Origin of the sequence: Sphingobacterium ginsenosidimutans (assembly GCF_039536865.1) — a bacterium.
GTDB classification, from domain to species: Bacteria; Bacteroidota; Bacteroidia; order Sphingobacteriales; family Sphingobacteriaceae; genus Sphingobacterium; species Sphingobacterium detergens.
This window is the reverse complement of sequence record NZ_BAAAZK010000007.1, coordinates 1,255,685-1,275,557: the sequence shown is the minus strand read 5'-3', so window position 1 is coordinate 1,275,557 and position 19,873 is coordinate 1,255,685. Positions and strand designations below refer to the sequence as shown.

Here is a 19,873-nt window from a genome sequence, read left to right as displayed (position 1 = left end):
GTAGTTATTTACCAAAGATAGTCATCACCTTTTGCATATTTCCTTCTATTCTCTGGAATATGGGTAAGAATAGTATCATTTGCAGTTGAGGCAACTATAACCTGCAAATGAGGAATGTCACTACACATTTCTTTTATGCCAATTATCAAATTATTTAAATCTTCCTTATTTACTTCTTGAGCAGCAGGGGAATCAATTAATATAAACCCAGGATGTCTTCCTAATTTTCTCTTTTCTGCAATTGATATAAGAGCTACAGTCGCTAGCACCTTAAGTCTTAATTGTTCACCTTTTGATACCTTAGAGAACGTTGTGTCTCCTCCATCTTTAAAAATTTTAAGTGATGGCTGACTATTTAAAACAATATTTTTATATTGACTCAGTCCAACTTTTGGACAATACTCAAGTATTTTTTTGTTGACGTCAATTAAGAGTTCCTCCTGTAAATTTCTAAACCTAAGTTCTGTTTCTTTAATTGCTTCTTTTAAAATTTTTTCTTCATCAATATCAGAGGAACCTCCTATTGATTTATTTTCTTCCAAATCTGTTGTTAGAATGTTTTCTGATGATTCATATTCTTTTTCCAGTATTTCCAGTCTTTCAATTTCGTTTTTGAGTGAAACATAGTTATTTGAGGAAATTTTTTCGTCAACTATTTTTTGTTTGTAGTTATCCAGTTCTGATTTTTTATTAGCTAAAAATTTTGAAACATCATTTAATGCTTTCTCCCTGACTTTTTGCTCCTTTTTTCCTTGCTTAAATGCAGTTTCCGAAGCCTCAGCTGCTTTCCTTAATTCTTGGAAGTAGTCCTCTAAATCCTCACTTTCTAACATTGTTTTATCACAAACAGAACATTTATTTTCTTTTTTTTCCTTTTCTATTTGTTCTGATGTTATTTTTTGCTCACAGTGCGGACAACAAGTGGGGTTTAATTGTTTAAAAATTTTTGTTGCAGCTTTATTTTCTTTAAAGTAATTGAGAGCCTGTTTATCTTTTATATAGAGATTCTGAGTGTTATCAAAATCTAAGGTAAAATCTAAAAGTCTTCTTTCATATTCTTTCTGCCTACTATATAGGTCATTGAATTCATCTAATAATTCTTGAAGGCGATTACTATTCGTTGTAGGTGCTTTTAATGTTCTTAATTCTCTTTGTTTTCCTTTTAACTCTTGCTGAATTTGCTTCAGGCGAATTGCTCGACTTTTAGAAATTGTGTCAACTTTTCGTTCGTCGACAGTTCCTTGGTTTTTAAATTGAATTTGTACGGCTTTTAATGCGGCATGCGTGGGTATCCATGGTAGCCCTAAATACATGTTCAAAATTCTATTTGGAAGTCCCGATAATGTTAAATCACCAAAAATTGCATTGTATGTGGTCCCAATAAACATAGCTGATGCAAGTGCTGGCCACCCATGCGAAATTTCGGAACCAACTTCTAATTCATCTGAATTCTGCCGAAATGATGATACTTTTTCTAAATCAAGTATATTCATCATAAAATCAGAAATCTTATTGGCCATATCTTCTTCACCTGAAAACTCCTTATATGCGCTATAAATTTTACCATCAAAAGATCTCTCAATTTGTCCAGAGACGAAATCTTCATCTTGATTAACTTTAATAATAAAATAATCATTATCAACCTTCAGTTTTAATGAGGCCTCTTTTATCCAACTCTTAACGCCTGGTTGAAAATTTTCTGAAGGCTTTCCTTTAATAAGCCATTTAATAACCTCTATTGCAGTTGATTTACCTCTTAAGTTTTTGTCCGTGAATAGTCCATATAGTCCAGGGCCTAAATCATTAAAAACAAACTTGAAATCGTTTTCTAAATTCCCTTTTTTAGTTCCAGAAAATTCAATATCCAATAGCTGAATCCTTCTTGGATTTCCTATAGAAGGAGATTGGGTAACATTATACTTGGTTAGAAATTTTTGGATATCTTTTTTACTATATAACGTTTTTTCTGCAATAACGTCTAACCACTGTTTATTAGTTACGTCGTTTGTGATATTATTCATTGATGAAATTTTTAAGTCTGGCTTCAACCTCATTCTTTATAGTCGGAATATTTGTACCTAGCAAAGTATTTGCATATGCAACATGCTTGTATTGCTTTTCCTTTAGGGCCCCACCACCTAAATTGCTCGAAATATCTTTTACAATTTTTGATCTCTCATCATACCAAGTTAAAATTTTAAATTCCTTAAGTATTTTTTTTATAAGTTCTTCAGCACTTTCAGTGATATAGTAATTGTAATTAACAATTTTTTCCTTTGTCTTTGCCCCTTTTTGAACGATAAGACCTTTTGACAAAAGAATGGATAAACTTTCGTTTAAATCATCATATGCCCCGAAACGAAATCTAATCATCGGGATATTCCTCAGATCAGGTTCTTGTTCTTTAAAAATGGTTTTTGCGATTTCTAGGAATCGCTTTTCCTGAGTTTCTTCATACTTATTTAAAAGTTCATAGGCAAGAAAATCTGGATATCTAACCCAAAAGTCCATAGCGTGTAGTTTCGCTTTACCCTCAAATATGGAGACAAAATTTTCGGTACTTTTCCTTAATTTTTCACCACCATTTACCAGGATAAATAACAATCTTATAGCATCTTGAAATACAGTTGTATTTTTAACAGACATTAGATATAATAATTAGATTCTAAATATAGCTTTATTTCACTAATATGTACATTTTTGTAAATAATTAAAAATAAAGTCTTTTTTTTTTTCAAATTATTAGATAGTTGATCATGAAATATATTATAAACTCTCCTTTTTTGTTTATTCAAAATAACACAACAGTAGTCTAAATGCTATTATATCACCAAGTAAAGTGCGGATAGAACCTCCTCGGACAGTCTTTTTGGTCTTGCCATTTCGCCGGTTGTTATTACCTGGAGTTTTCTCTTCGTTAGGGTGGTTGGCCAGTTCGCCATCCGTCATCGATTCCAATCGATGCTTCGCCAATGGCACTAGGACACCATCAATGGGAGACAAACTTTTACCTTCGCAGAGACCTTGGATAGCTTCTGCTTTGAAGCGTTCAAAGTAGAATCGGGTCTTTTCTTTCATGACCGTGTCGTTTGAATAATTGAATATAAAAATAATCTTATTGAATTATTCCTTTGACACAGTTCACGTTACAGTGTCTTTGCATTTGTTTAGGCATCATTTATATCGAATCTAAAATTATGTAATTCATCATATAGTCTATCCAAAAAATCTCTAAAAAATGAAATATTATACCAATTGTCTATTCCATAATTTGAAATATCACCATGACTATGGGTAGAATGATTTTCATAGCCAAATTTTGTTAAATATTTATAATCAATTTCTTGATACGCTTGAAATAATACTCTTAATAATCCAGTCGGCCTCACATCATAATTATGTACAAATACATCTTCAAGTGCTAATTTTTGATATTGATCCCAAGTCATTGATCCATGATCAGTTTCATAGGTAATATTTTCTGAATTTATAGTCATAGTTTTAAATGTTTCTATTGAAATACCTTGTAATGTATTAATCCATGAAGTTGAAAAATCCTCTAAGTAGTCTTCAGTGGACTTGTTATGAACATTATCTATTTCTGGCAAGATATCTTTCAGTTTGATACCTGAAGTGTCAATGTTTTCTGATCTGTAAATGTCAATCCCTTTATTCTTAATAAGTTTAAGAAGTTTACTCACCTTATAAGGGTTTATTCCGGCAATGACCAAAGAATTTGGAAGTAGAGGTAATTCTTCCCAGGGTTGTGACACATAAACAAAACCAGAAATGTGTTTTGATTCCATTAATTGTGCAGCATAAATAGAAAGCTTATTAACGGTATCAAGCATGAATTGTCTTGGGTTTTTATCTGGAGCTTTATAATTCCAGCCTTCAACATAATCCCATGAATATTTAAATATATCAATATTTGAAGGGTGGAACATTGCATTTGATAATTGTGATATATCATTCTCTTCAGGTATCCAAGGTTCTAATATAAGTGTATTAATATCATTGTTTTGCCATTTAGGAATTAGGCAATAGACAGGTTTTTCATCTTTAAGTAAACTCAATAATGTCGCTTCTCGAACAATTCTTTCTTGCATTGGAGATATTAGTATATATACCAGATCCTCCGTTGACATACCTGGAAATAAACCATGTATATGATTACCATATCCTAGTAATTCTGTATATGCCTGTCTCTCTGTTTGTGCACTCTTTTTAATTTCAATAATACCAAATCCACCAGTTCCTTCAGAGCAGCACAAAAGGTCTGCTCTTATAGTTGAATCAAAATCTTTTTTTAAATGAACTTCACAACCAATTAAATCTGAACTGCGTACATATTGATCTAATTCGGTTAATCTGTTGTACGCAGAATTTAAAAACGCTTGTCTAGGATTTAAAGAATATATATCGTATTCTTCTTCATTAAAATAATTCGGTTCGGGAAACTTTACCGGTTGAATCAAATTGACCCATTGATCTTTTAGACCCCATATATATAATTGAATTTCTTTTTCAGTAATGGCCATAAAATTTAGGATGTTAAGAATACTATACTAATATAAGTATTTAACTGATTACACTTTTTTCTTTTTGATAGATTTATTGGACAAGGAACAATTCTATTAGTTTTTATAATGCATTTATTCAAATGCATATTCTTCAATTATTGCTTGCACAATTGAAATATCAGCAGGAGCGAGATTCCAATTTAATAGATCACTGACCTTAACCCATTCTACTAGATCGTGATCTGTAGACTCAACCACAGTAGCACTAGTTGAACAGATGAAAGAAATCAATTCAATAGCGCCTTTATCGTAATGATGTACAGTATCGAAAAAGTGCCGTTTGATTTCGACCTTTAAGTTGAGTTCTTCAATCAGTTCACGGAGCAAAGATTCTTCGTAAGATTCCGAGCCTTCGACTTTTCCGCCTGGAAACTCCCAATAACCGCCTAGCGACTTCTCTGTTTTTCGTCGGCAGATGAGGACTAGATCATCTTTGAATATAATACCGCAAACAACTTTAATAATGGCCATAAGGGATTAATTGGGAGTTTTAGTTTTTAGCAATATGATCAACTCATCTAAATTTAATGTTCGATTTTTGCGTCGATGTATCATTGAATGACAATTAGGGCAAAGAACCACCATGTCGGTTCGAGGATTTACCTCGCGCTCACCTTCACCATTAGATAATGGTTTAGTGTGGTGCACATGGATAAATCCAGCTCCCCATTCACCATATACTTTTTCGAAATTAAAGCCACAACCCATACAAGTCAGACCGTGATATTCTATAGCTTTATCCCTTAGTGTATTATCACGTTCGTATTTCGTCGAATAAACGAGCTTGCTTTTTCCTTCTGACCGACTATAAGATTCAAGATCTCCTTGGTCACTATCATTTGTTGCATCGAAATCATTAAGATCTGATAAGGAGAAAATCTTTTTAAAGCATTCCTCATTGATTTCACGAACGCCGTCGCGCCAATAGTTTTTGATTTTTGATGTGGGAATTGATTCTAAGAATTGCCCATCTTGTTTTGCTAAAACTGGGGAAGAAAAAGGTCTAAAATTGACTATCTCTGCATAGTAGTCGTTTTTGTCGGAATCATTGTCCTGTTTGACGTCCCCGATTTGTGCAATTCCAAAGTAATGCGCAGATGCGGTCATACGCTTGGATGCAAATGACCGATCTTTCATTAGTCCTTTATAATAAATAACGCTTGTCCCTTTTGTCAAATATTTTAAATAGCGTTTAGGAAAGTGGTATTCTCTTCCTGTACTATCCTTCCATTGAGAAACGTCGTTTTCAGTTATAATAACGTATTTCATCATTTATACAATCTGTTCAATGGTAGAGTTTCTACTTAATTGGTCGCTCTCCATTCTTCATGTAGTCTAATTCGTTCATTTAGAAGAAGACTATATATTTGTTTTGTCAGCGTCTTCTTTAAACCTTTCCTTAACCTCATCATAAGTCTCTGAGGTTTCATTTGCCCAAGTTGTTTCAGTTAATAATAACCGGACATCAATTCTTAATAACTTCGCTATAGAGTTCAATTCCTCAACAGAAGGTTGTCTCTTATTATTTACCCACTTTGAAATAGTTTCTTCTGATTTGCCGAAATACTTGGCGATGATTCTATTTTGGACTTTATATTTTTTGAAAACTTCTTTTAATCTATTTAATCCCATATTGTCATTATTTTTTTGAAAAGTTTGGCGTTTAACGTCAAACTTTGTATATTTGAATCAGTTAAATAATTACGACAATTTTGAAATGCTCGCATTTCAAAAAACGATTGTCACTCGTGAACGAAAGCCGCCAAAAATTCCACATGAGTTGACACGGAGTTCGTATTCTATTGAGTTTTTGTATATTCGTACATAATTCAGTAGAGCGAACTTCTTGTAAGACTTTGTGGAGCTTAAGTTTCGACTTAAGTAGGTTGCTTGGCGGCGCCACGTTCAAAGCGTTGAAGTTCGCTCTATTGGTTATTCAACCAATTCGACCGTCCTATAGCTGTTGAGTTTCATCGTTTTATAACCAAAAATGATTATGATAAAACGATTCAAAGACCGCCAAAAACGCCGCGCTTATCTCAAGGAGGTTAGCATTCGGTTTTCCTATTCAATTCTAATAAGTAAGATTATTCCAGGGCCAGAATAATCGGTTAAAAATATAAAACCAAAATAGGGGCAGCGGCATCCGCATAATAGTTTGTGCCGAATAGGTATTCACTAGAAAGGCCCTTAGACTAGGTTTTCCCGATCTGTATTCAATACACTACCCTTTAATTTTGTGTAAGTTAAATAAAAGCTCTTTCGAGCCGTAAGACATCTTAAAAGTAGCGTTTTATTTTTAAACAACAAAATTAAAAACTATAATTTTGTATTGTTATTCTATATAAATTAGATCGGGCTTTTATTTCTTTCCGAGAGGAAGCGCCATAACGCCCCCTATAAATGACTTGTAACCAATTTTTGGGCGCTTTTCGGATTTGTTAATTTTTTATTTGTTGAATGGCAGTGTTAAACAAATGCTGCTAATGGCAACCATTTTTAAAGCGGAAAAATCGCTAATGGGGAAGCTATGCCCGTTGCATTTGATCGGGCAGGGCTCAAGTCATCTTTATGAACCTTAAAAATGAATCAAAAATATTCAAATGTGCTCGCCCTAGAGCTAGCCATATACCAAGTACACGATAGGGATTACGATCCCGCAGATAAAATCGCTGATTTTTGGAAAAAGTATGATATCCGTACCATCCAGAATACCATTTCTTTACTTCTTAAAAAGTCAGCAGACCGCTGGCCTAATGAAAATATATTGGAGCTCTGCCATAAGCAGGTATTCGGTTTCGATCTATTAGCGGTACTGATTGCTTATTTCCACGTGCATAAAGACTATGTGGACATGAGCAAATTAGATTTTTCGGACGCTGAAACAACAGGTTTTAGTCTGGATGAGCTGGAGATCACCAAGCGTATTCACGAATTCTTTGGACGGATTGTAGACTAACCTTAACAATAAGCACATGACGAAACAATCAAAATCGTTAACTGCCTTATCGGATAAGGTGGTTAATATTCCATGTATACAGATTACAATTCTTGTAATCATGTTTATATTAATTTCTATGTTTAGTTTATCGGCTCAGACGCCCAGCAAGGACAGCGGGGCGGAAGGGTTGTTATCCATCAGCGGTACTGTGGTATCGTCTGTCGACGGAAAGCCGATCCAAGGAGTTTCCATTCGTGTCGAAGGGGAAAAGGGGAGGGCATCTACAAATAAGAATGGTTCCTTTTCATTGCCAGTCTCGAGTACCAAAGGTACAGTTTCGTTCTCCCACATGGGATTCAAGCGCTTACAACTATCTTATGTCGCAGGGGTATCACTACAAGTAAAATTGATACCATTGGAGAATCAATTGGATGAGGTGGAGGTAGTCTCTACTGGCTACCAAAAAATTCCAAAGGAGCGGGCGACGGGGAGTTTTGAGCTGCTGACAAATGAACAGATCAATGTCAGTAAATCCTCGCATTTTATTAATAGGCTGGAGGGGCTCTCGCCATCGCTGCGTTTTGAAAAGCGTGTACCTAATCTAAAGCCCGAGGAGCAGATCTATCAACGGGGCAATTCAACTTTGCTCGGTGCCTGGAGCCCTCTGATCATTTTGGACAATTTTCCGTATGAGGGTGACCTCAGCAATATCAATCCAAATGACATTGAAAATATAACGATCCTTAAAGATGCAGCTGCGGCATCCATATGGGGTACCCGGTCGGGAAATGGCGTTATTGTATTGACAACAAAATCGGGCGCCAAGCTGGATCGTATGCAACTAGAGGCGAGCTCCAATATTCAGATAGGGCAGAAGCCAGATATCTATAAGCTTCCTTATATGTCGAGCAAAAGCTTTATTGAAGCTGAGGAGATCTTATTTCAGCATAAATACTACGATTGGATGCTGAATTATCCCGACTATACCGTTTCTCCGATTGTGAAATTACTGGGGGAATTGCGGAATGGGAAAATCGACGAAAATACCTATGAAAAACAGAAAAATGAATTTCAGCGGTATGATGTGCGGGATGACTATATGAAATATGTATACCGCAATAGCTTAACTCAGCAGTATTATACGAGTCTGGCCTATGGAAGCAAAAAGCTGGATTTTAGGGGGAGCGTGGGCTATGATCGGAGCGCCGAGAATGTCAGAAACAATAGTACTGACCGAATAAGTACCAAGTTTACAACTTCTATACGACCTACTGATCGTTTTTCTGTAGACCTGAATATCGGCTTCTCGGACAACGGACGCAAAACGCAGGGCAATGATTCTAAGGTTGATTACGGATCGCTCTATTCAGGAGCGGGTAAGGCTTTTTATCCCTATGTACGCCTTGTGGATGAGGATGGAAAGGGGATAGATCTTGAGACAACGACCTTACGTAAATCGTATATTGATACCTTGGCAAATGGACGGATGCTCCTTGCGCATTACAATATGCTGAATGAATTGTACGCCAGCGAAAACCTAGCACGTGTCACTGATGTAACCATGAGTATAGGTGCAAATTATAGCTTGAGTGATGCATTACGTTTGAATACTTCATATCAGTTTCAGCGTTCACTGAGCAAGGTAACGAACAATGAGTCTATCGATTCGTATTTCGCGCAGCATTATATCAACCTGTTTACCGAGTTTACACCCAGTACATTGACGTACAATGTGCCCGTAGGGGATATTTATTCAAGACGGGTTGGAGATCTTTTTTCGCATTACCTCAGAGGTACAGCCACATTTGATCAGCAAGTAGGGCCCGGTACGCTAAATATGCTGGCGGGGATGGAAGTGAAAAGTATGGATAACCGTATTGAAGGTTATAAGTTGTATGGGTACAATACCGACCGGATCGAGTTCACGCCTGTAGACTTTAAATCTTCCTTTCCGCTGCTCAATGGATTGCAGGGACGGGATCAGATTATCAACGGTAATAAGCTGGAGGAATACAGGCAGCGCTTTTTTTCCATGTTCGTTAATGGTTCCTATACCTTGAAAAACAGGTATGTATTGTCCGGCAGTTTGCGCCGGGATGCGGCCAACCTCTTTGGGGTTGCTACCAATAACAAGTGGCAGCCGCTCTGGTCGATAGGGGCGGCATGGGAACTGAGTAAAGAAGATTTCTTTCCGAAGGAGCTGTTTTCGTACTTAAAACTCCGGGCTACGTATGGGGTAAATGGCAATGTGACCACGCAGATATCCGCTTACCCTACGATTGCTTATGATGGCGTATTTCCATATACAGGGTATACCAATGCTTATATGGTCAACCCGCCAAATCCGAACTACCGGGCCGAAAGGGTACGCATCGTCAATGTCGGCGCTGATTGGGCTATGGCAGGTAAACGACTGAATGGTACGATAGATTTTTTTGTAAAAGATGCAAAAGATCTGGTAGCACTCAGCAATATCGATCCGACAAAAGGCTTCTATACCCAGGCGGTCAATATTGCCGATTTCAGAAATAAAGGGTTGGAAATCAATCTACAGAGTCTTAATATAAATGCCGGCGATTTTAAGTGGAATTCAAATCTGTTATTTACCTATAGCAAAAGCGTGGTTACAAAATATAATTACAGACACGCGAATGTGGAGAGTTATATGTGGGCAACGACTGCACCAAACCCTGTTGTCGGCAGGGACCTATATGGGTTATATGCCTTTAAGTTTGCCGGACTGGATCATGATACGGGTGCACCGCAGGGGTATTACGAGGGTGAAGTGTCCAAAGATTATGCGAAGATCATGTCGGTGGGCATTGACGATGTGGCTTACCTAGGATCAAGTGTACCGCTGTATAGTGGTTTCCTGGCGAATACCTTCTCCTGGAAATCATGGTCGCTTCGGGCAAACCTACAGTACAAATTCAAATACTTTTACCGGAGACAGAGTATCAATTACAATGGACTAGCACAGTTCTGGTGGATGAATGATGACTTTGATAGGCGCTGGAAGCAGCCGGGGGATGAATTGCATACCAATGTACCGGCAATGATCTATCCCATGAATAGTCAACGCGACCTATTTTATCAGAACTCGGATATCTTGATTGAACCTGCTGATCATATCCGCCTGAAAGATATCAATCTGCAATATACTATGAATACGCAGCTTAAAGGGGTAAAATCGTTAACGGTCTATGTCAATGCGGATAATCTGAATTTTATCCTCTGGCGCAAGTCGGATTATAATAATGATCCTGATTTCAATTTTCTGATTCCGACACCAAGAATGTATACGCTAGGGATGAAAGCTACTTTTTAACTGATAAAATCATGAAAAAAATACATTACTATTTACTGCTAGGCATCGCGTTGCTCTGCCTGCAGGGCTGCAACAAATTTTTGGAAACCAAACCGGATACCAAATTGGCTATTCCCGATAGCTTCGAAGATTGTCAGGCCTTATTGGATGGGTATGGTACGGTAAACATGAGCTATCCGTATGTTGGCGAACTCTGTACCAACGATTTCTCGCTGACCTCGGAATATTGGGCTGGTCTAGAAGTGTATGAAGACCGCATGCTCTATATCTGGGATGATCAGGTTACCCCACCACAGTCGCAATGGGCCGGACCTTACCAGACGGTTTATATCGCTAATCAGGTGCTTGCGATTTTGAAGACCTTGCCCGAGGGGGTACGTCGTCAGCAGATGGAGGGAGCCGCTTACTTTTACCGTGCATATGCATTGTTTGCACTGGCAGAGTTATTTGCTCCGATTCCCTTAAAAGATGGTGGCAATGCGGGGGTAATGGCGCTGCCGTACCGTACCTCTCCAAATATCGAGGAAAAGGTGGAGCGAGTACCCCTGGGGGAGTATTTTGCTCTGCTGTTGACGGATCTGGATAACGCTAGGGAATTACTTTCCCGCTCGGCTGGGCTTCCATCGCGGCCGAACAGCACGGCTGCGGCAGCGCTCTTATCGCGGATCTATCTGTATTTGCAGGATTATGAAAAGGCCTTGGCCTACGCCAACACCGCTCTTGATCAGCAAAATACCCTGATGGATTATAACACTTTACCCATGTATGAGGAAAGTCCGTTTAAACAATTCAATCCGGAAGTGATTTTTCAGGCTATTTCTTCCGGGAGCTTTACGTTTTACTATACCATATGGAAAGCCTCGCCCCAGCTTTACAACAGTTATGCGGATCATGATCTCCGAAAGCAGCTCTACTACATGGACAATGGGGATGATACATTTTCCTTTAAGGGAAACTATGATGGCGAATTAAATCAATCGCCCTTCAGTGGCCTTGCTGTCGACGAACTTATACTGAACAAAGCTGAATGCCTGGTTCGTTTGAATCAGTTAGACAAGGCGAAGGAGACAATTAATCTCTTGGGGATAAAGCGCTATAAAAAAGCTGCGTATCAGCCTGTTGTCACAAACGATGCTGCGTTACTGCTTGAAATTATTTTGCAGGAGCGGAGGAAAGAATTGGTGATGCGGCAACGGCGCTGGGCGGATCTGAAACGGCTGAATCTGGATCCGGCCACGGCAGTCTCGCTGAAACGGACGATAGCGGGCAAGGAGTATCAGCTGCAGCCGGGCGCTAGCTTTTACACGATGCTGATCCCACGTGAAGTAATCAATAATTCATCTTTAACACAAACAATACGATAATGAAACAGCTATTTAAAATATTTATTCTTTTATTCCCGGTGTTGCTTTTTGGTCAAAGCAATAAAAACCTGAAGGTACCCGCAGGTATAGCAATAGGCATGGATGCACCCAAAGAATTGCTTGGTAAGACTTTCGACGGTAAGGTCATACCGCCCATTGGTGACTTACCGCAAGATCTGGTCATCCTGGATTTTATGAATACAGCCTGTACAAGCTGTATTGCTGCACTGCCACGTTTAGGGCAATTGCAACAAGCAAACAATAATAAGCTTAAGATCATCTCGATATCCTACGAGAAAACAGATCGGGTAAAAGCTTTTAGAAAAAATAATGAACTCTTTCGCTCAAATAAACTTGATTTTATTGTGGAAGACTCCATATGGTCCAAATATTTTCCACACCAGACGGTCTCGCATATGGTGTGGATCTACAAGGGTAACGTAATCGCCATCACCCATAGTGAATATGTAAGCCAGGAAATGGTGGATCAGGTGATCAGGAATGGTAAAATTAATTTGCCGATCAAAGATGATTTCCTGACTTTTGACTTTACACGTCCGCTGATAGGAAGCCAAGCAGGGAGGTATTCTTTTCTGACAGGATTTATCGAAGGGGCCAATAGCAACTTCGGGCACCAAGTGGATAGTGTAAATGGTACAGTTCGTGAATATATTGTTAATGGCGAGATTATAGCAGCTTATTTATACTGCTATGGAAAACTACAATCGCTCCCATTTATAAAAGATAGTCGTATCGTGGTGGAACGCTCAGATAAGCAGCGTTTTGTCTTTGATAAAATTGAATCTAAATACCGCGAGAGTTGGAGGCGTAAATACGGGATGAGCTATGAAGCTAATTTTGAGATCAAGGCTGATCCCAAAGATAAAGCCAGAGCGATGATCGCAGATATGGAGATTAAAATGGGGGTCAAAACAGCGCTGGAACCTCGATCTGTCGTATGCTGGGTGATCATGGATGATCCCGATGGCAAAAAGGCACAGCAGATAGAGGATGGGCAGACGATCGCTGACTTTGCTTTTATGCTCGACCTCAATGGAGATATTCCGCCAGTTATTAATGAATCTACTGACACCCGGGCTTACAACTTTAACGGAGCCTCGGGATTTAAAGATGTGCAAACTGAATTAAAGAAAAAAGGCTTTATATTGGTTCAGCAGGAGAGAAATATTCCTTGTTTAGTGATTAGATAATCAAAAAGGGCTACCGCGCTGGTAGCCCTCTCTTTATAGACCCAGTCGGGCGGGTCTATGCTTTTAATTTGACGTTAGTCGTGCTGGTTCTGGTATTCAAAGCCTGTAGCATTTCGTCCTTTAATGCAGACGAGATCGTAGGGACACCTCCTGAATTGGGTGCTTCAATTGTACAGATTGAATTATTTCCTGAACAAGACGGCGTACCCAATGAGTAGCTTGCTGGATTGCCGGGAGCGTTTGGGTTGTTGAAATGTTGCCATGTTGCAAAATTTTAATAGTCAAATCGTGTTAATTATTCAGATACATCTGAGATTTATCCGGTTTCACAGATTCTGCTGGCGCTGACCGAAACACCTCACTAGGTCAGTCCTTTTTGAGTAAATGCTGTATCGTACCGACACACGGGAATGTCGTAAACCTGCGTCCATGCCGGTCACGTACAGGGCCGGCACAGCAGCAGGTCATTGACCGCAGGAGGTTCATCTTTGAAGGACCAGAATACTTCAAGTGCAACAATTGTGATGGCCACTGCCGATATGGGGTTCTCAAATCCACGGCGAATGGTTTCTCGTCTAAAGAATGCATCCTGACTCGTTCTGTACGCTGTATATGCTCTTGCCCTGTCATACTTTTCTGTTTATAAATTCACCCAGTCCTAGGGGTATATATTTCATTAATCCTAAGATAGAGGCAAAAATGTCCTGTTTTTTGATTGAATACAGACTTTGCTTTGGTCAAACCCATAGTTAATCTTCAGCTTTGGGCGGCAATAGGGAGCTGATGTATTCGCTCGGTGTCAGGCCGGTATGCCGCTTAAAGAAATGACAGAAGCTGGACTGGTCACTAAAGCCACATCGGCTGGTGGTTATTTTGATCGATAGACGCTGCTCGAGACAATGTTTGGCTTTTTTCAATCGCTCCTGATTACTGTAATGCGTTATCGGTACGCCATAGCGCTCCTTGTGAAGATAATTTAGATATTGGGATTCGACGAATAAGCTTTCGGCAATGTGGATGATCAATACCGGTCCGTCAGTTTCGGCAATCCGGGTGCTGATCAGCTCCCGTGCTAGACGTACGATGAGATCGGGGTGGCGCAATAAGCCCTTTGCTCTGAGCATTTTGTCCTTGATCAAGTAAAGCAGCTCCTGAATTTTTTTCAGGATACATAATTTCGGGATCAGGGGCTTTTTAAGCAGTTCTGTGCTTAGCTCGCCCAGGATACGTCGGGTATGCTCCATGGCCTCAAAATCGAGGCTCACCCGATATTGCACATGCTGCTGCCTATGGGCTGCCACAACTTCATCCAGATAATCAAAGCCTGACAATTCATTCAAATCGAGTAGCTCCAAGGGTAATGTAAATCCTTGGATATGATACTTGCCTGGCTCAAAATGTAACGTAATAATCGTAATGGGGGCATAGAAAAATGCACCATGAAAAGGACGGAGGTGAAACTCTTCCTGAACCTGGGGCTGATGATAATGCACGGGCTGCCGCCCCTCCAAGTGATAAAGTAGGTGGGTCTGTGGGCTTAGGATCTCAAAACTGATCTGGGTAGAGGCGCTGGCCTCGATGACGTAACTGTAACTCTCGAGATTGCCTGTTTTTAAATATTCTTCATAAATACTGATCTGGTTATTGCTGAGCAGTCTTGTTCGGCTACCTGGTAGCCGCTGAATAAAGGATTTTGTGAGCGTACTCTTGCTCACAAAATCCATTTCTGCTTCTATCAACTTGAATGACTCGGATGGCATATAGCTGTTGATTTTGGGGAATTTCCATGTTTGTTTCGGAGAAACACGGACTAGCGGTATGCTGTATTCCGATAAACAATGCGGATAGAAAAATAACCGGTCGGCAATAAGCTATTGGTGACAGGTGGGGTACTGGATGAATTGTATCGTGATAGGATGATATCCTTGGGTGTATCTTCCTCCTCATCGACTGAGCTGCTTTCTTTTTGGAAATCGACCGCTAGATTGTTATTCCAGCTATCGGCAATCCCGATGCTAAGTTCGGTTTTGAGCGCGAGCGACATTGTATTCAGATATTGGATCTGGCTGAGGCGGAGATCAAAATAGGCAAGCATAAAGCCGACGAGGTCACTCATGACAAAGTTGATCATAGCAAGACGGTCAGCATAAGTGGCGGTCAATACTTCTTCTTGCAGGTCGTTTACACCTGCTTGGTCAAATGTTCTTTTCATATTTTTGCTGTTAAGTAAAACCACAAATAAATCGGCTAAAACCACGGAAAACAAGTGTTTCGATCAGAAATGACAGGATTCCGTATATTTTGACGGAATGTTTCATAGCGAAATAAGTGTTATTTTAAAGAAATTTTGTAAATTTGAGATAAGTATTTTTTAGGGCCTGATGCTGATGAATAGTTGATGCTGAAATTGGATTCTAATAACCAACCTAAAAATGTCAGTTTATTTGTTTTAAAGCCAATTACCTAACCAATTTGTAATCATTATGCGATTCGGTAAATTAAATAAAAGTAGAAGGTTGTTTTCGTATTTATTAAAAATTCCATCTCGCCGATGGGGCCGAATATTCTTTTATCCGCTTTATATTTTCCTTTTCTTTATCATTGCGTTGATCATAAATCTGGGTTCCGCTGGTAGCAAGGTGGTGGACCGTGTCCAAAACAAGCGCTTTATGGCGGTATGGATCGGTACGGTTTTGCTTCTGTTGGTCTACGCTATGCTGATCAGCTATATGCATACAGCCTTGGTGGCTCGGCAGCGGTTCAGTAGGAATGCCAAGCTGAATTTTATAATTTATCTGCTCTACTCATCCTGTGTTATCCTAGCTATTCACGGAGTTGTACTGGAAGTATTGCTACCTGATAGGCCGGGATTAATCTTGCTTTCGCGATGGTATCTGACGACTGATTTTTGGTTTTTCTTTCCGATCGTGGCCGCGTATATACTGTTTGTGCATAGGTTTCCAAAATGGGTATTGCTGGACTGGCAATCCTTTGGTCGGGTGACGATTCATCTACCGGAGTCGAAACCTCAGCTCGATCGACATCCAGCGCCACTTTTACTAGAGATTGGAACCGGAACTTGTGAAAATCAAGATGTCCGTGAGCATGCGACTGACCAGTTGGAAAAGAGCCCAAGGCAGCTCTCCTGGGATAATGTCCAGACGACAGAGATGGATCTCTCGTCTTTGACAAAAGCAGAATCCCAGGCTACGCTGCTCAGTCTATGGGAGCGCGATCGGGATCGCCTGGCACTGATGGTATACCTATTGCGCAAATGGGAGGGTGAAGGGCTGATAGATAGTAATACGATAAAATGCCTGCACGCTGTGATCATCTATAAAGAACAGCGTACGGCGGATGTGTATATGCATGATGGTAAATTCTGCCGGATAGATGTGACCACCAAAGAGCTGCAGGAAAATCCCTGGCTGGTCAAAATACGGGCACGGGTGTATGTCAATATGTTGTACTTTCGGGTGCCTGTAAACCTGCCTAATAAGTTGGAACTCAATGCTGAGATAAAGGAGAAACTAGAACGGTGGTTGCCGGAGGACAAACTCAAAAGGTTGATCACGCCCTCCCGTGACCTCAGCAAAAACTTAAAAGATTTTTGGGGAATATTAAAATCGCTGGATGAAACAAAATTGGAGGAAGAGTTTAATCTGGCTTAAAATGGATGTATTGTTTAACGCTGTGGTGATGGGGCCCCTGCACAATGCCCATTGTGCGAAGCGGCTCGTTTCGGCGACCAGCATGTCTAATTGCATGGTTATGTTAAATTTAATGAATCGCATATGTGACCTTTTGGAGGTCATATCTTCTTTGCTGCAAGCAATCTTGAAGTATATAACAGAGGAAATGAATAAAGTTCCTGCGGGAACAGTGGAAATATCTGCCGAACTGGAACATATGCTTGATATCGCTCATGTACTCGATAAATTGGGTATTTCTGAATCAAAGTATTATCGGCTGGTCCGCGAGGGAAAGCTCAGGCCGAGGAAGCTTGGCAAACGGCATTATTACTACCCATCAGATCTGCAACAGCAGCTTGAAGAGAGTAGGCGGAAGGGGCGGATTTAACTTGTTTTCTAGGGGGAGCCATTCGGCTCCCTTTTTAGTATTGGGCATTTTTGCCAATGTTGGTTTATAAAATATATTTTTATTTTTTTTAATCGCCGGGTTATGTGCTGGATTTATCAGCACATTCCTACTGATGTTCGGCTCTCGTTTGGCTCCGCTCCAGAACAGCTTCGGCCCATGCTCGGGTCTCCTTCGGGTGGGCTTCGAGAGCTCTTCGGCCCGGCTTCGACTTCCAGTCGAACAGTATCCGAACAGCAGCCGAGGCGGAGCCGAACCTGTCCGCACCCCGAGTCGAGCATGGCCCGAAGGACAGCCAATAATTACCCCAATAGTAGCCGGGCCACAGACCTCGTGGGATGGTAAATTCTAGGCCTTTCCCAATGCTACATTCACCGAATGGCTGCGCCAATCTCTTATCAAACTCTCAATCTATTGCTGTAATCTGACAGGCAATAACAGTGCTAGCAATCATTTAAAATCAATCCCTGTACTTCTTCGTTTAAGGGCAAAAGTCCTCCTAATTTAGCTCTTGCTAGCAAAACAAAGACTGCTCATGACAGTCGTAATTATTTATAAATCAAACATGTATAATCATGGCAAGATTCTTAAAAGGTATACACGGGGCCTACTCTGGGAAAGTGGGAAGTGTAATAGGAAGCAGTTGGCGAGGAGTGGATTATGTACGCTCACTCTCCAAGATCTCAAACAAAAAAGCAAGTGAAGGACAGATTGCCCAACGGGCTAAATTTGCAATGGCGGTAGCCTTTCTGTCGCCGATCATGGATCTGCTCAACCTGGGCTATTCGGACAAGTTGCAGGGAAAAGCAACGGGCTATAACAAGGCGCTGCAATATCTGATGAACAATGGTGGTGTGACGGGTACTTACCCAACGCTGGAAATCGATTATTCAAAGATCGTTATTGCCAAGGGCTCATTGTCCAATCTGATGGCGCCCGAATGGTCAGAACCTTTTCCGCAGGAGATCGCCCTGACATGGGCACCGGAGCTCAACAAATACAATTCCTTTGCTGATGATTCGGTCATCCTGTTGATGTACAACAAGAACAAGAATTTCTTCAGTATTCTGGAGTCTTCGACCCGGGCGGCAGCAAATCTGAGTTTCACATTGCCGGCAAGCTACGCGGGTGATGTACTCGAAGGCTGGGTCTTTACAGGCCATCGGGATGGTGTCAAGACTTCACCGAGTTTCCACCTGGGCGAACTGACCATTAGCTAACATGGCTGTCCAACACACCCTGCTGCTCCAACGAAAGTATGGAGCACAGGGAACCAATGGGACCGTCAGCTATCAGGGGGAGCCTATCTGCCATACGATTGAATTGCCAGATCTTAGCAACCTCCCCAGGATCAGCTGTATTCCTGTCGGTCGGTACAGGCTGGAAAAGCGGCGTTACCCCAAACATGGTGAACAGATCGGTATCCCCAATGTGCTGGGCCGTGAAGCAATACTGATCCATGCAGCGAACAATGCGATGAAGGAATTGCATGGCTGTATCGCACCGGTAACGACCTTAACAGGTGAAGGTACTGGTGATTACAGTGGTAAGGCTTTAGCAAAACTTAAAGCATTGGTGTATAGTCTGTGGGATATGGGGGATGAGGTGTATTTGAATATTCGATAAATGAAGGGCCGGAATAGATCATGGCTTTCTAATGTAGTATGGATTCGAGGACATGAATTTGGCGCTGCATTCCTTTGTACCATCTTCTTCGCAATCTGACGGCATAAATCAAACTCACTGCGTTCAGACAGTGATTTATGCTACCGTCATATTGCGTCAGCGATAGGCAGTCGAAATGCTATGCTTTGAATTCTTTGTCCTCTCATATTGTTTGAATAAAGAGGGGGATGATTGGATGGCGGTCAGTTCGAATATTAGGCTTTGACCGTTCATCCAGTCTCTTTAAAAACTAATATGTATGAAAAAAATCTTAAACAAAATCGGGCAGGTGCTACAGGTGGTCCTCGCAGCGCCGCTCAAACTGCCGGGTAAGGCAGCGAATATAATTAAGTATTTGGCATTGGGGCTTGGTATTGTTGAGAAAGTCTTAGAAGAGGATAAGCCACCGCCCGGAGGGATAGATCAGCCGGATGGCAATGCTGATCCAGGCGATAGTGCTATGGGGGAAAGGAGTGAGGCCGATGAAAATCAATGATATGCGTATCTCTGCGATTGGCGGTACCATCTGCTCGATCTGGGCAAGTATCTCGCTGGGCGATTTGCTGCAGACGGTATTGACCGCTGCGTTGGGTACCATCGTGAGCTTTGCGACAAGCAGGCTCCTGGGACGCTGGAATAAAAAGGCTGGGAATAAGAAACTTTAAGTAGTATGGGAGAGCTGG

Annotated in this window: 19 protein-coding genes and 1 pseudogene; 11 read left to right on the top strand and 9 right to left on the bottom strand. The window is 40.6% G+C overall.

Translation table 11 applies throughout. The features are described 5' to 3' along the window. Positions 1-8: 8 nt before the first annotated feature. The 7 genes and pseudogenes from ABFX33_RS17730 to ABFX33_RS17700 all read right to left on the bottom strand — a co-directional run bounded on the left by ABFX33_RS17730 (position 9) and on the right by ABFX33_RS17700 (position 6,215). Complete coding sequence (locus ABFX33_RS17730; protein WP_333889185.1) at positions 9-2,021, bottom strand: coiled-coil domain-containing protein; 2,013 nt, start codon at positions 2,019-2,021, stop codon at positions 9-11. Next, positions 2,014-2,646: a hypothetical protein gene (locus ABFX33_RS17725; RefSeq protein ID WP_333889186.1), complete on the bottom strand. Its 633-nt coding sequence runs from the start codon at positions 2,644-2,646 to the stop codon at positions 2,014-2,016. Before ABFX33_RS17725 ends, ABFX33_RS17730 begins: the two co-directional genes overlap by 8 nt. 207 nt (positions 2,647-2,853) lie before the next feature. Continuing rightward, positions 2,854-3,078: pseudogene (locus ABFX33_RS17720) on the bottom strand (IS256 family transposase); the annotation flags it as partial. Between the two features lie 89 nt (positions 3,079-3,167). Beyond that, positions 3,168-4,541, bottom strand: coding sequence for a hypothetical protein (locus tag ABFX33_RS17715; protein ID WP_346087156.1), 1,374 nt, complete (start codon positions 4,539-4,541; stop codon positions 3,168-3,170). A 114-nt stretch (positions 4,542-4,655) separates the two neighbouring features. Beyond that, positions 4,656-5,054 carry a (deoxy)nucleoside triphosphate pyrophosphohydrolase gene (locus ABFX33_RS17710; RefSeq protein WP_346087154.1) on the bottom strand — a complete coding sequence of 133 codons (399 nt, stop codon included), beginning with the start codon at positions 5,052-5,054 and terminating at the stop codon, positions 4,656-4,658. Positions 5,055-5,060: 6 nt separating this feature from the next. Continuing rightward, the gene (locus ABFX33_RS17705; RefSeq protein WP_346087153.1) at positions 5,061-5,855 is read right to left on the bottom strand and encodes an HNH endonuclease; all 795 of its coding nucleotides are present in this window, start codon (positions 5,853-5,855) and stop codon (positions 5,061-5,063) included. A gap of 87 nt (positions 5,856-5,942) precedes the next feature. Beyond that, a complete protein-coding gene (locus ABFX33_RS17700) occupies positions 5,943-6,215 on the bottom strand; it encodes a helix-turn-helix domain-containing protein (RefSeq protein ID WP_346087151.1) in 273 nt (90 codons plus the stop codon). Positions 6,216-7,167: 952 nt separating this feature from the next. On the opposite strand from ABFX33_RS17700, the gene ABFX33_RS17695 reads away from it, so the two are divergent. From ABFX33_RS17695 to ABFX33_RS17675, 5 genes are all read left to right on the top strand, one after another. Continuing rightward, positions 7,168-7,542 (top strand): hypothetical protein, encoded by a 375-nt coding sequence (locus ABFX33_RS17695; protein WP_346087149.1) that lies wholly within the window; start codon positions 7,168-7,170, stop codon positions 7,540-7,542. 16 nt (positions 7,543-7,558) lie between these two features. Then, positions 7,559-10,852, top strand: coding sequence for a SusC/RagA family TonB-linked outer membrane protein (locus tag ABFX33_RS17690; RefSeq protein ID WP_346087147.1), 3,294 nt, complete (start codon positions 7,559-7,561; stop codon positions 10,850-10,852). Positions 10,853-10,863: 11 nt separating this feature from the next. Further along, complete coding sequence (locus ABFX33_RS17685; RefSeq protein ID WP_346087146.1) at positions 10,864-12,216, top strand: RagB/SusD family nutrient uptake outer membrane protein; 1,353 nt, start codon at positions 10,864-10,866, stop codon at positions 12,214-12,216. Continuing rightward, the gene (locus tag ABFX33_RS17680; RefSeq protein WP_346087144.1) at positions 12,216-13,427 is read left to right on the top strand and encodes a TlpA family protein disulfide reductase; all 1,212 of its coding nucleotides are present in this window, start codon (positions 12,216-12,218) and stop codon (positions 13,425-13,427) included. The genes ABFX33_RS17685 and ABFX33_RS17680 overlap by 1 nt, the downstream gene beginning before the upstream one ends. Before the next feature lie 68 nt (positions 13,428-13,495). After that, on the top strand, positions 13,496-13,645 hold the full coding sequence (locus tag ABFX33_RS17675) for a hypothetical protein (RefSeq protein WP_346087142.1): 150 nt from the start codon (positions 13,496-13,498) through the stop codon (positions 13,643-13,645). A gap of 531 nt (positions 13,646-14,176) precedes the next feature. Here the strand turns inward: ABFX33_RS17675 and ABFX33_RS17670 are convergent. Together ABFX33_RS17670 and ABFX33_RS17665 are read right to left on the bottom strand one after the other, a co-directional pair. Continuing rightward, complete coding sequence (locus tag ABFX33_RS17670) at positions 14,177-15,187, bottom strand: helix-turn-helix domain-containing protein (RefSeq protein WP_346087140.1); 1,011 nt, start codon at positions 15,185-15,187, stop codon at positions 14,177-14,179. Between the two features lie 50 nt (positions 15,188-15,237). After that, positions 15,238-15,639, bottom strand: a complete 402-nt coding sequence (locus ABFX33_RS17665; RefSeq protein WP_346087139.1) for a hypothetical protein — start codon at positions 15,637-15,639, stop codon at positions 15,238-15,240. A 394-nt stretch (positions 15,640-16,033) separates the two neighbouring features. Here ABFX33_RS17665 and ABFX33_RS17660 point away from each other — a divergent pair, with 394 nt between their 5' ends. The 6 genes from ABFX33_RS17660 (at position 16,034) to ABFX33_RS17635 (ending at position 19,855) form a co-directional block, all read left to right on the top strand. Continuing rightward, the gene (locus ABFX33_RS17660) at positions 16,034-17,098 is read left to right on the top strand and encodes a hypothetical protein (protein WP_346087137.1); all 1,065 of its coding nucleotides are present in this window, start codon (positions 16,034-16,036) and stop codon (positions 17,096-17,098) included. Continuing rightward, entirely contained in the window at positions 17,061-17,507 is a 447-nt protein-coding gene (locus ABFX33_RS17655; protein WP_346087135.1) for a helix-turn-helix domain-containing protein, read from the top strand. Before ABFX33_RS17660 ends, ABFX33_RS17655 begins: the two co-directional genes overlap by 38 nt. Before the next feature lie 593 nt (positions 17,508-18,100). Next, entirely contained in the window at positions 18,101-18,745 is a 645-nt protein-coding gene (locus ABFX33_RS17650; RefSeq protein WP_223583110.1) for a DUF6266 family protein, read from the top strand. Between the two features lies 1 nt (position 18,746). Beyond that, complete coding sequence (locus ABFX33_RS17645; RefSeq protein WP_346087133.1) at positions 18,747-19,151, top strand: DUF5675 family protein; 405 nt, start codon at positions 18,747-18,749, stop codon at positions 19,149-19,151. Between the two features lie 298 nt (positions 19,152-19,449). Continuing rightward, entirely contained in the window at positions 19,450-19,686 is a 237-nt protein-coding gene (locus tag ABFX33_RS17640; protein ID WP_346087131.1) for a hypothetical protein, read from the top strand. Next, positions 19,673-19,855 carry a hypothetical protein gene (locus ABFX33_RS17635; protein ID WP_346087130.1) on the top strand — a complete coding sequence of 61 codons (183 nt, stop codon included), beginning with the start codon at positions 19,673-19,675 and terminating at the stop codon, positions 19,853-19,855. Before ABFX33_RS17640 ends, ABFX33_RS17635 begins: the two co-directional genes overlap by 14 nt. Positions 19,856-19,873: the final 18 nt, after the last annotated feature.

What these genes read in the sequence shown, in the direction of transcription:
- ABFX33_RS17730 (WP_333889185.1), bottom strand. Translation starts at nt 2,021, where the DNA reads ATGAATAATATCACAAACGACGTAACTAATAAACAGTGGTTAGACGTT.
- ABFX33_RS17725 (WP_333889186.1), bottom strand. Translation starts at nt 2,646, where the DNA reads ATGTCTGTTAAAAATACAACTGTATTTCAAGATGCTATAAGATTGTTA.
- ABFX33_RS17715 (WP_346087156.1), bottom strand. Translation starts at nt 4,541, where the DNA reads ATGGCCATTACTGAAAAAGAAATTCAATTATATATATGGGGTCTAAAA.
- ABFX33_RS17710 (WP_346087154.1), bottom strand. Translation starts at nt 5,054, where the DNA reads ATGGCCATTATTAAAGTTGTTTGCGGTATTATATTCAAAGATGATCTA.
- ABFX33_RS17705 (WP_346087153.1), bottom strand. Translation starts at nt 5,855, where the DNA reads ATGATGAAATACGTTATTATAACTGAAAACGACGTTTCTCAATGGAAG.
- ABFX33_RS17700 (WP_346087151.1), bottom strand. Translation starts at nt 6,215, where the DNA reads ATGGGATTAAATAGATTAAAAGAAGTTTTCAAAAAATATAAAGTCCAA.
- ABFX33_RS17695 (WP_346087149.1), top strand. Translation starts at nt 7,168, where the DNA reads ATGAATCAAAAATATTCAAATGTGCTCGCCCTAGAGCTAGCCATATAC.
- ABFX33_RS17690 (WP_346087147.1), top strand. Translation starts at nt 7,559, where the DNA reads ATGACGAAACAATCAAAATCGTTAACTGCCTTATCGGATAAGGTGGTT.
- ABFX33_RS17685 (WP_346087146.1), top strand. Translation starts at nt 10,864, where the DNA reads ATGAAAAAAATACATTACTATTTACTGCTAGGCATCGCGTTGCTCTGC.
- ABFX33_RS17680 (WP_346087144.1), top strand. Translation starts at nt 12,216, where the DNA reads ATGAAACAGCTATTTAAAATATTTATTCTTTTATTCCCGGTGTTGCTT.
- ABFX33_RS17670 (WP_346087140.1), bottom strand. Translation starts at nt 15,187, where the DNA reads ATGCCATCCGAGTCATTCAAGTTGATAGAAGCAGAAATGGATTTTGTG.
- ABFX33_RS17665 (WP_346087139.1), bottom strand. Translation starts at nt 15,639, where the DNA reads ATGAAAAGAACATTTGACCAAGCAGGTGTAAACGACCTGCAAGAAGAA.
- ABFX33_RS17655 (WP_346087135.1), top strand. Translation starts at nt 17,061, where the DNA reads ATGAAACAAAATTGGAGGAAGAGTTTAATCTGGCTTAAAATGGATGTA.
- ABFX33_RS17650 (WP_223583110.1), top strand. Translation starts at nt 18,101, where the DNA reads ATGGCAAGATTCTTAAAAGGTATACACGGGGCCTACTCTGGGAAAGTG.
- ABFX33_RS17645 (WP_346087133.1), top strand. Translation starts at nt 18,747, where the DNA reads ATGGCTGTCCAACACACCCTGCTGCTCCAACGAAAGTATGGAGCACAG.
- ABFX33_RS17640 (WP_346087131.1), top strand. Translation starts at nt 19,450, where the DNA reads ATGAAAAAAATCTTAAACAAAATCGGGCAGGTGCTACAGGTGGTCCTC.
- ABFX33_RS17635 (WP_346087130.1), top strand. Translation starts at nt 19,673, where the DNA reads ATGAAAATCAATGATATGCGTATCTCTGCGATTGGCGGTACCATCTGC.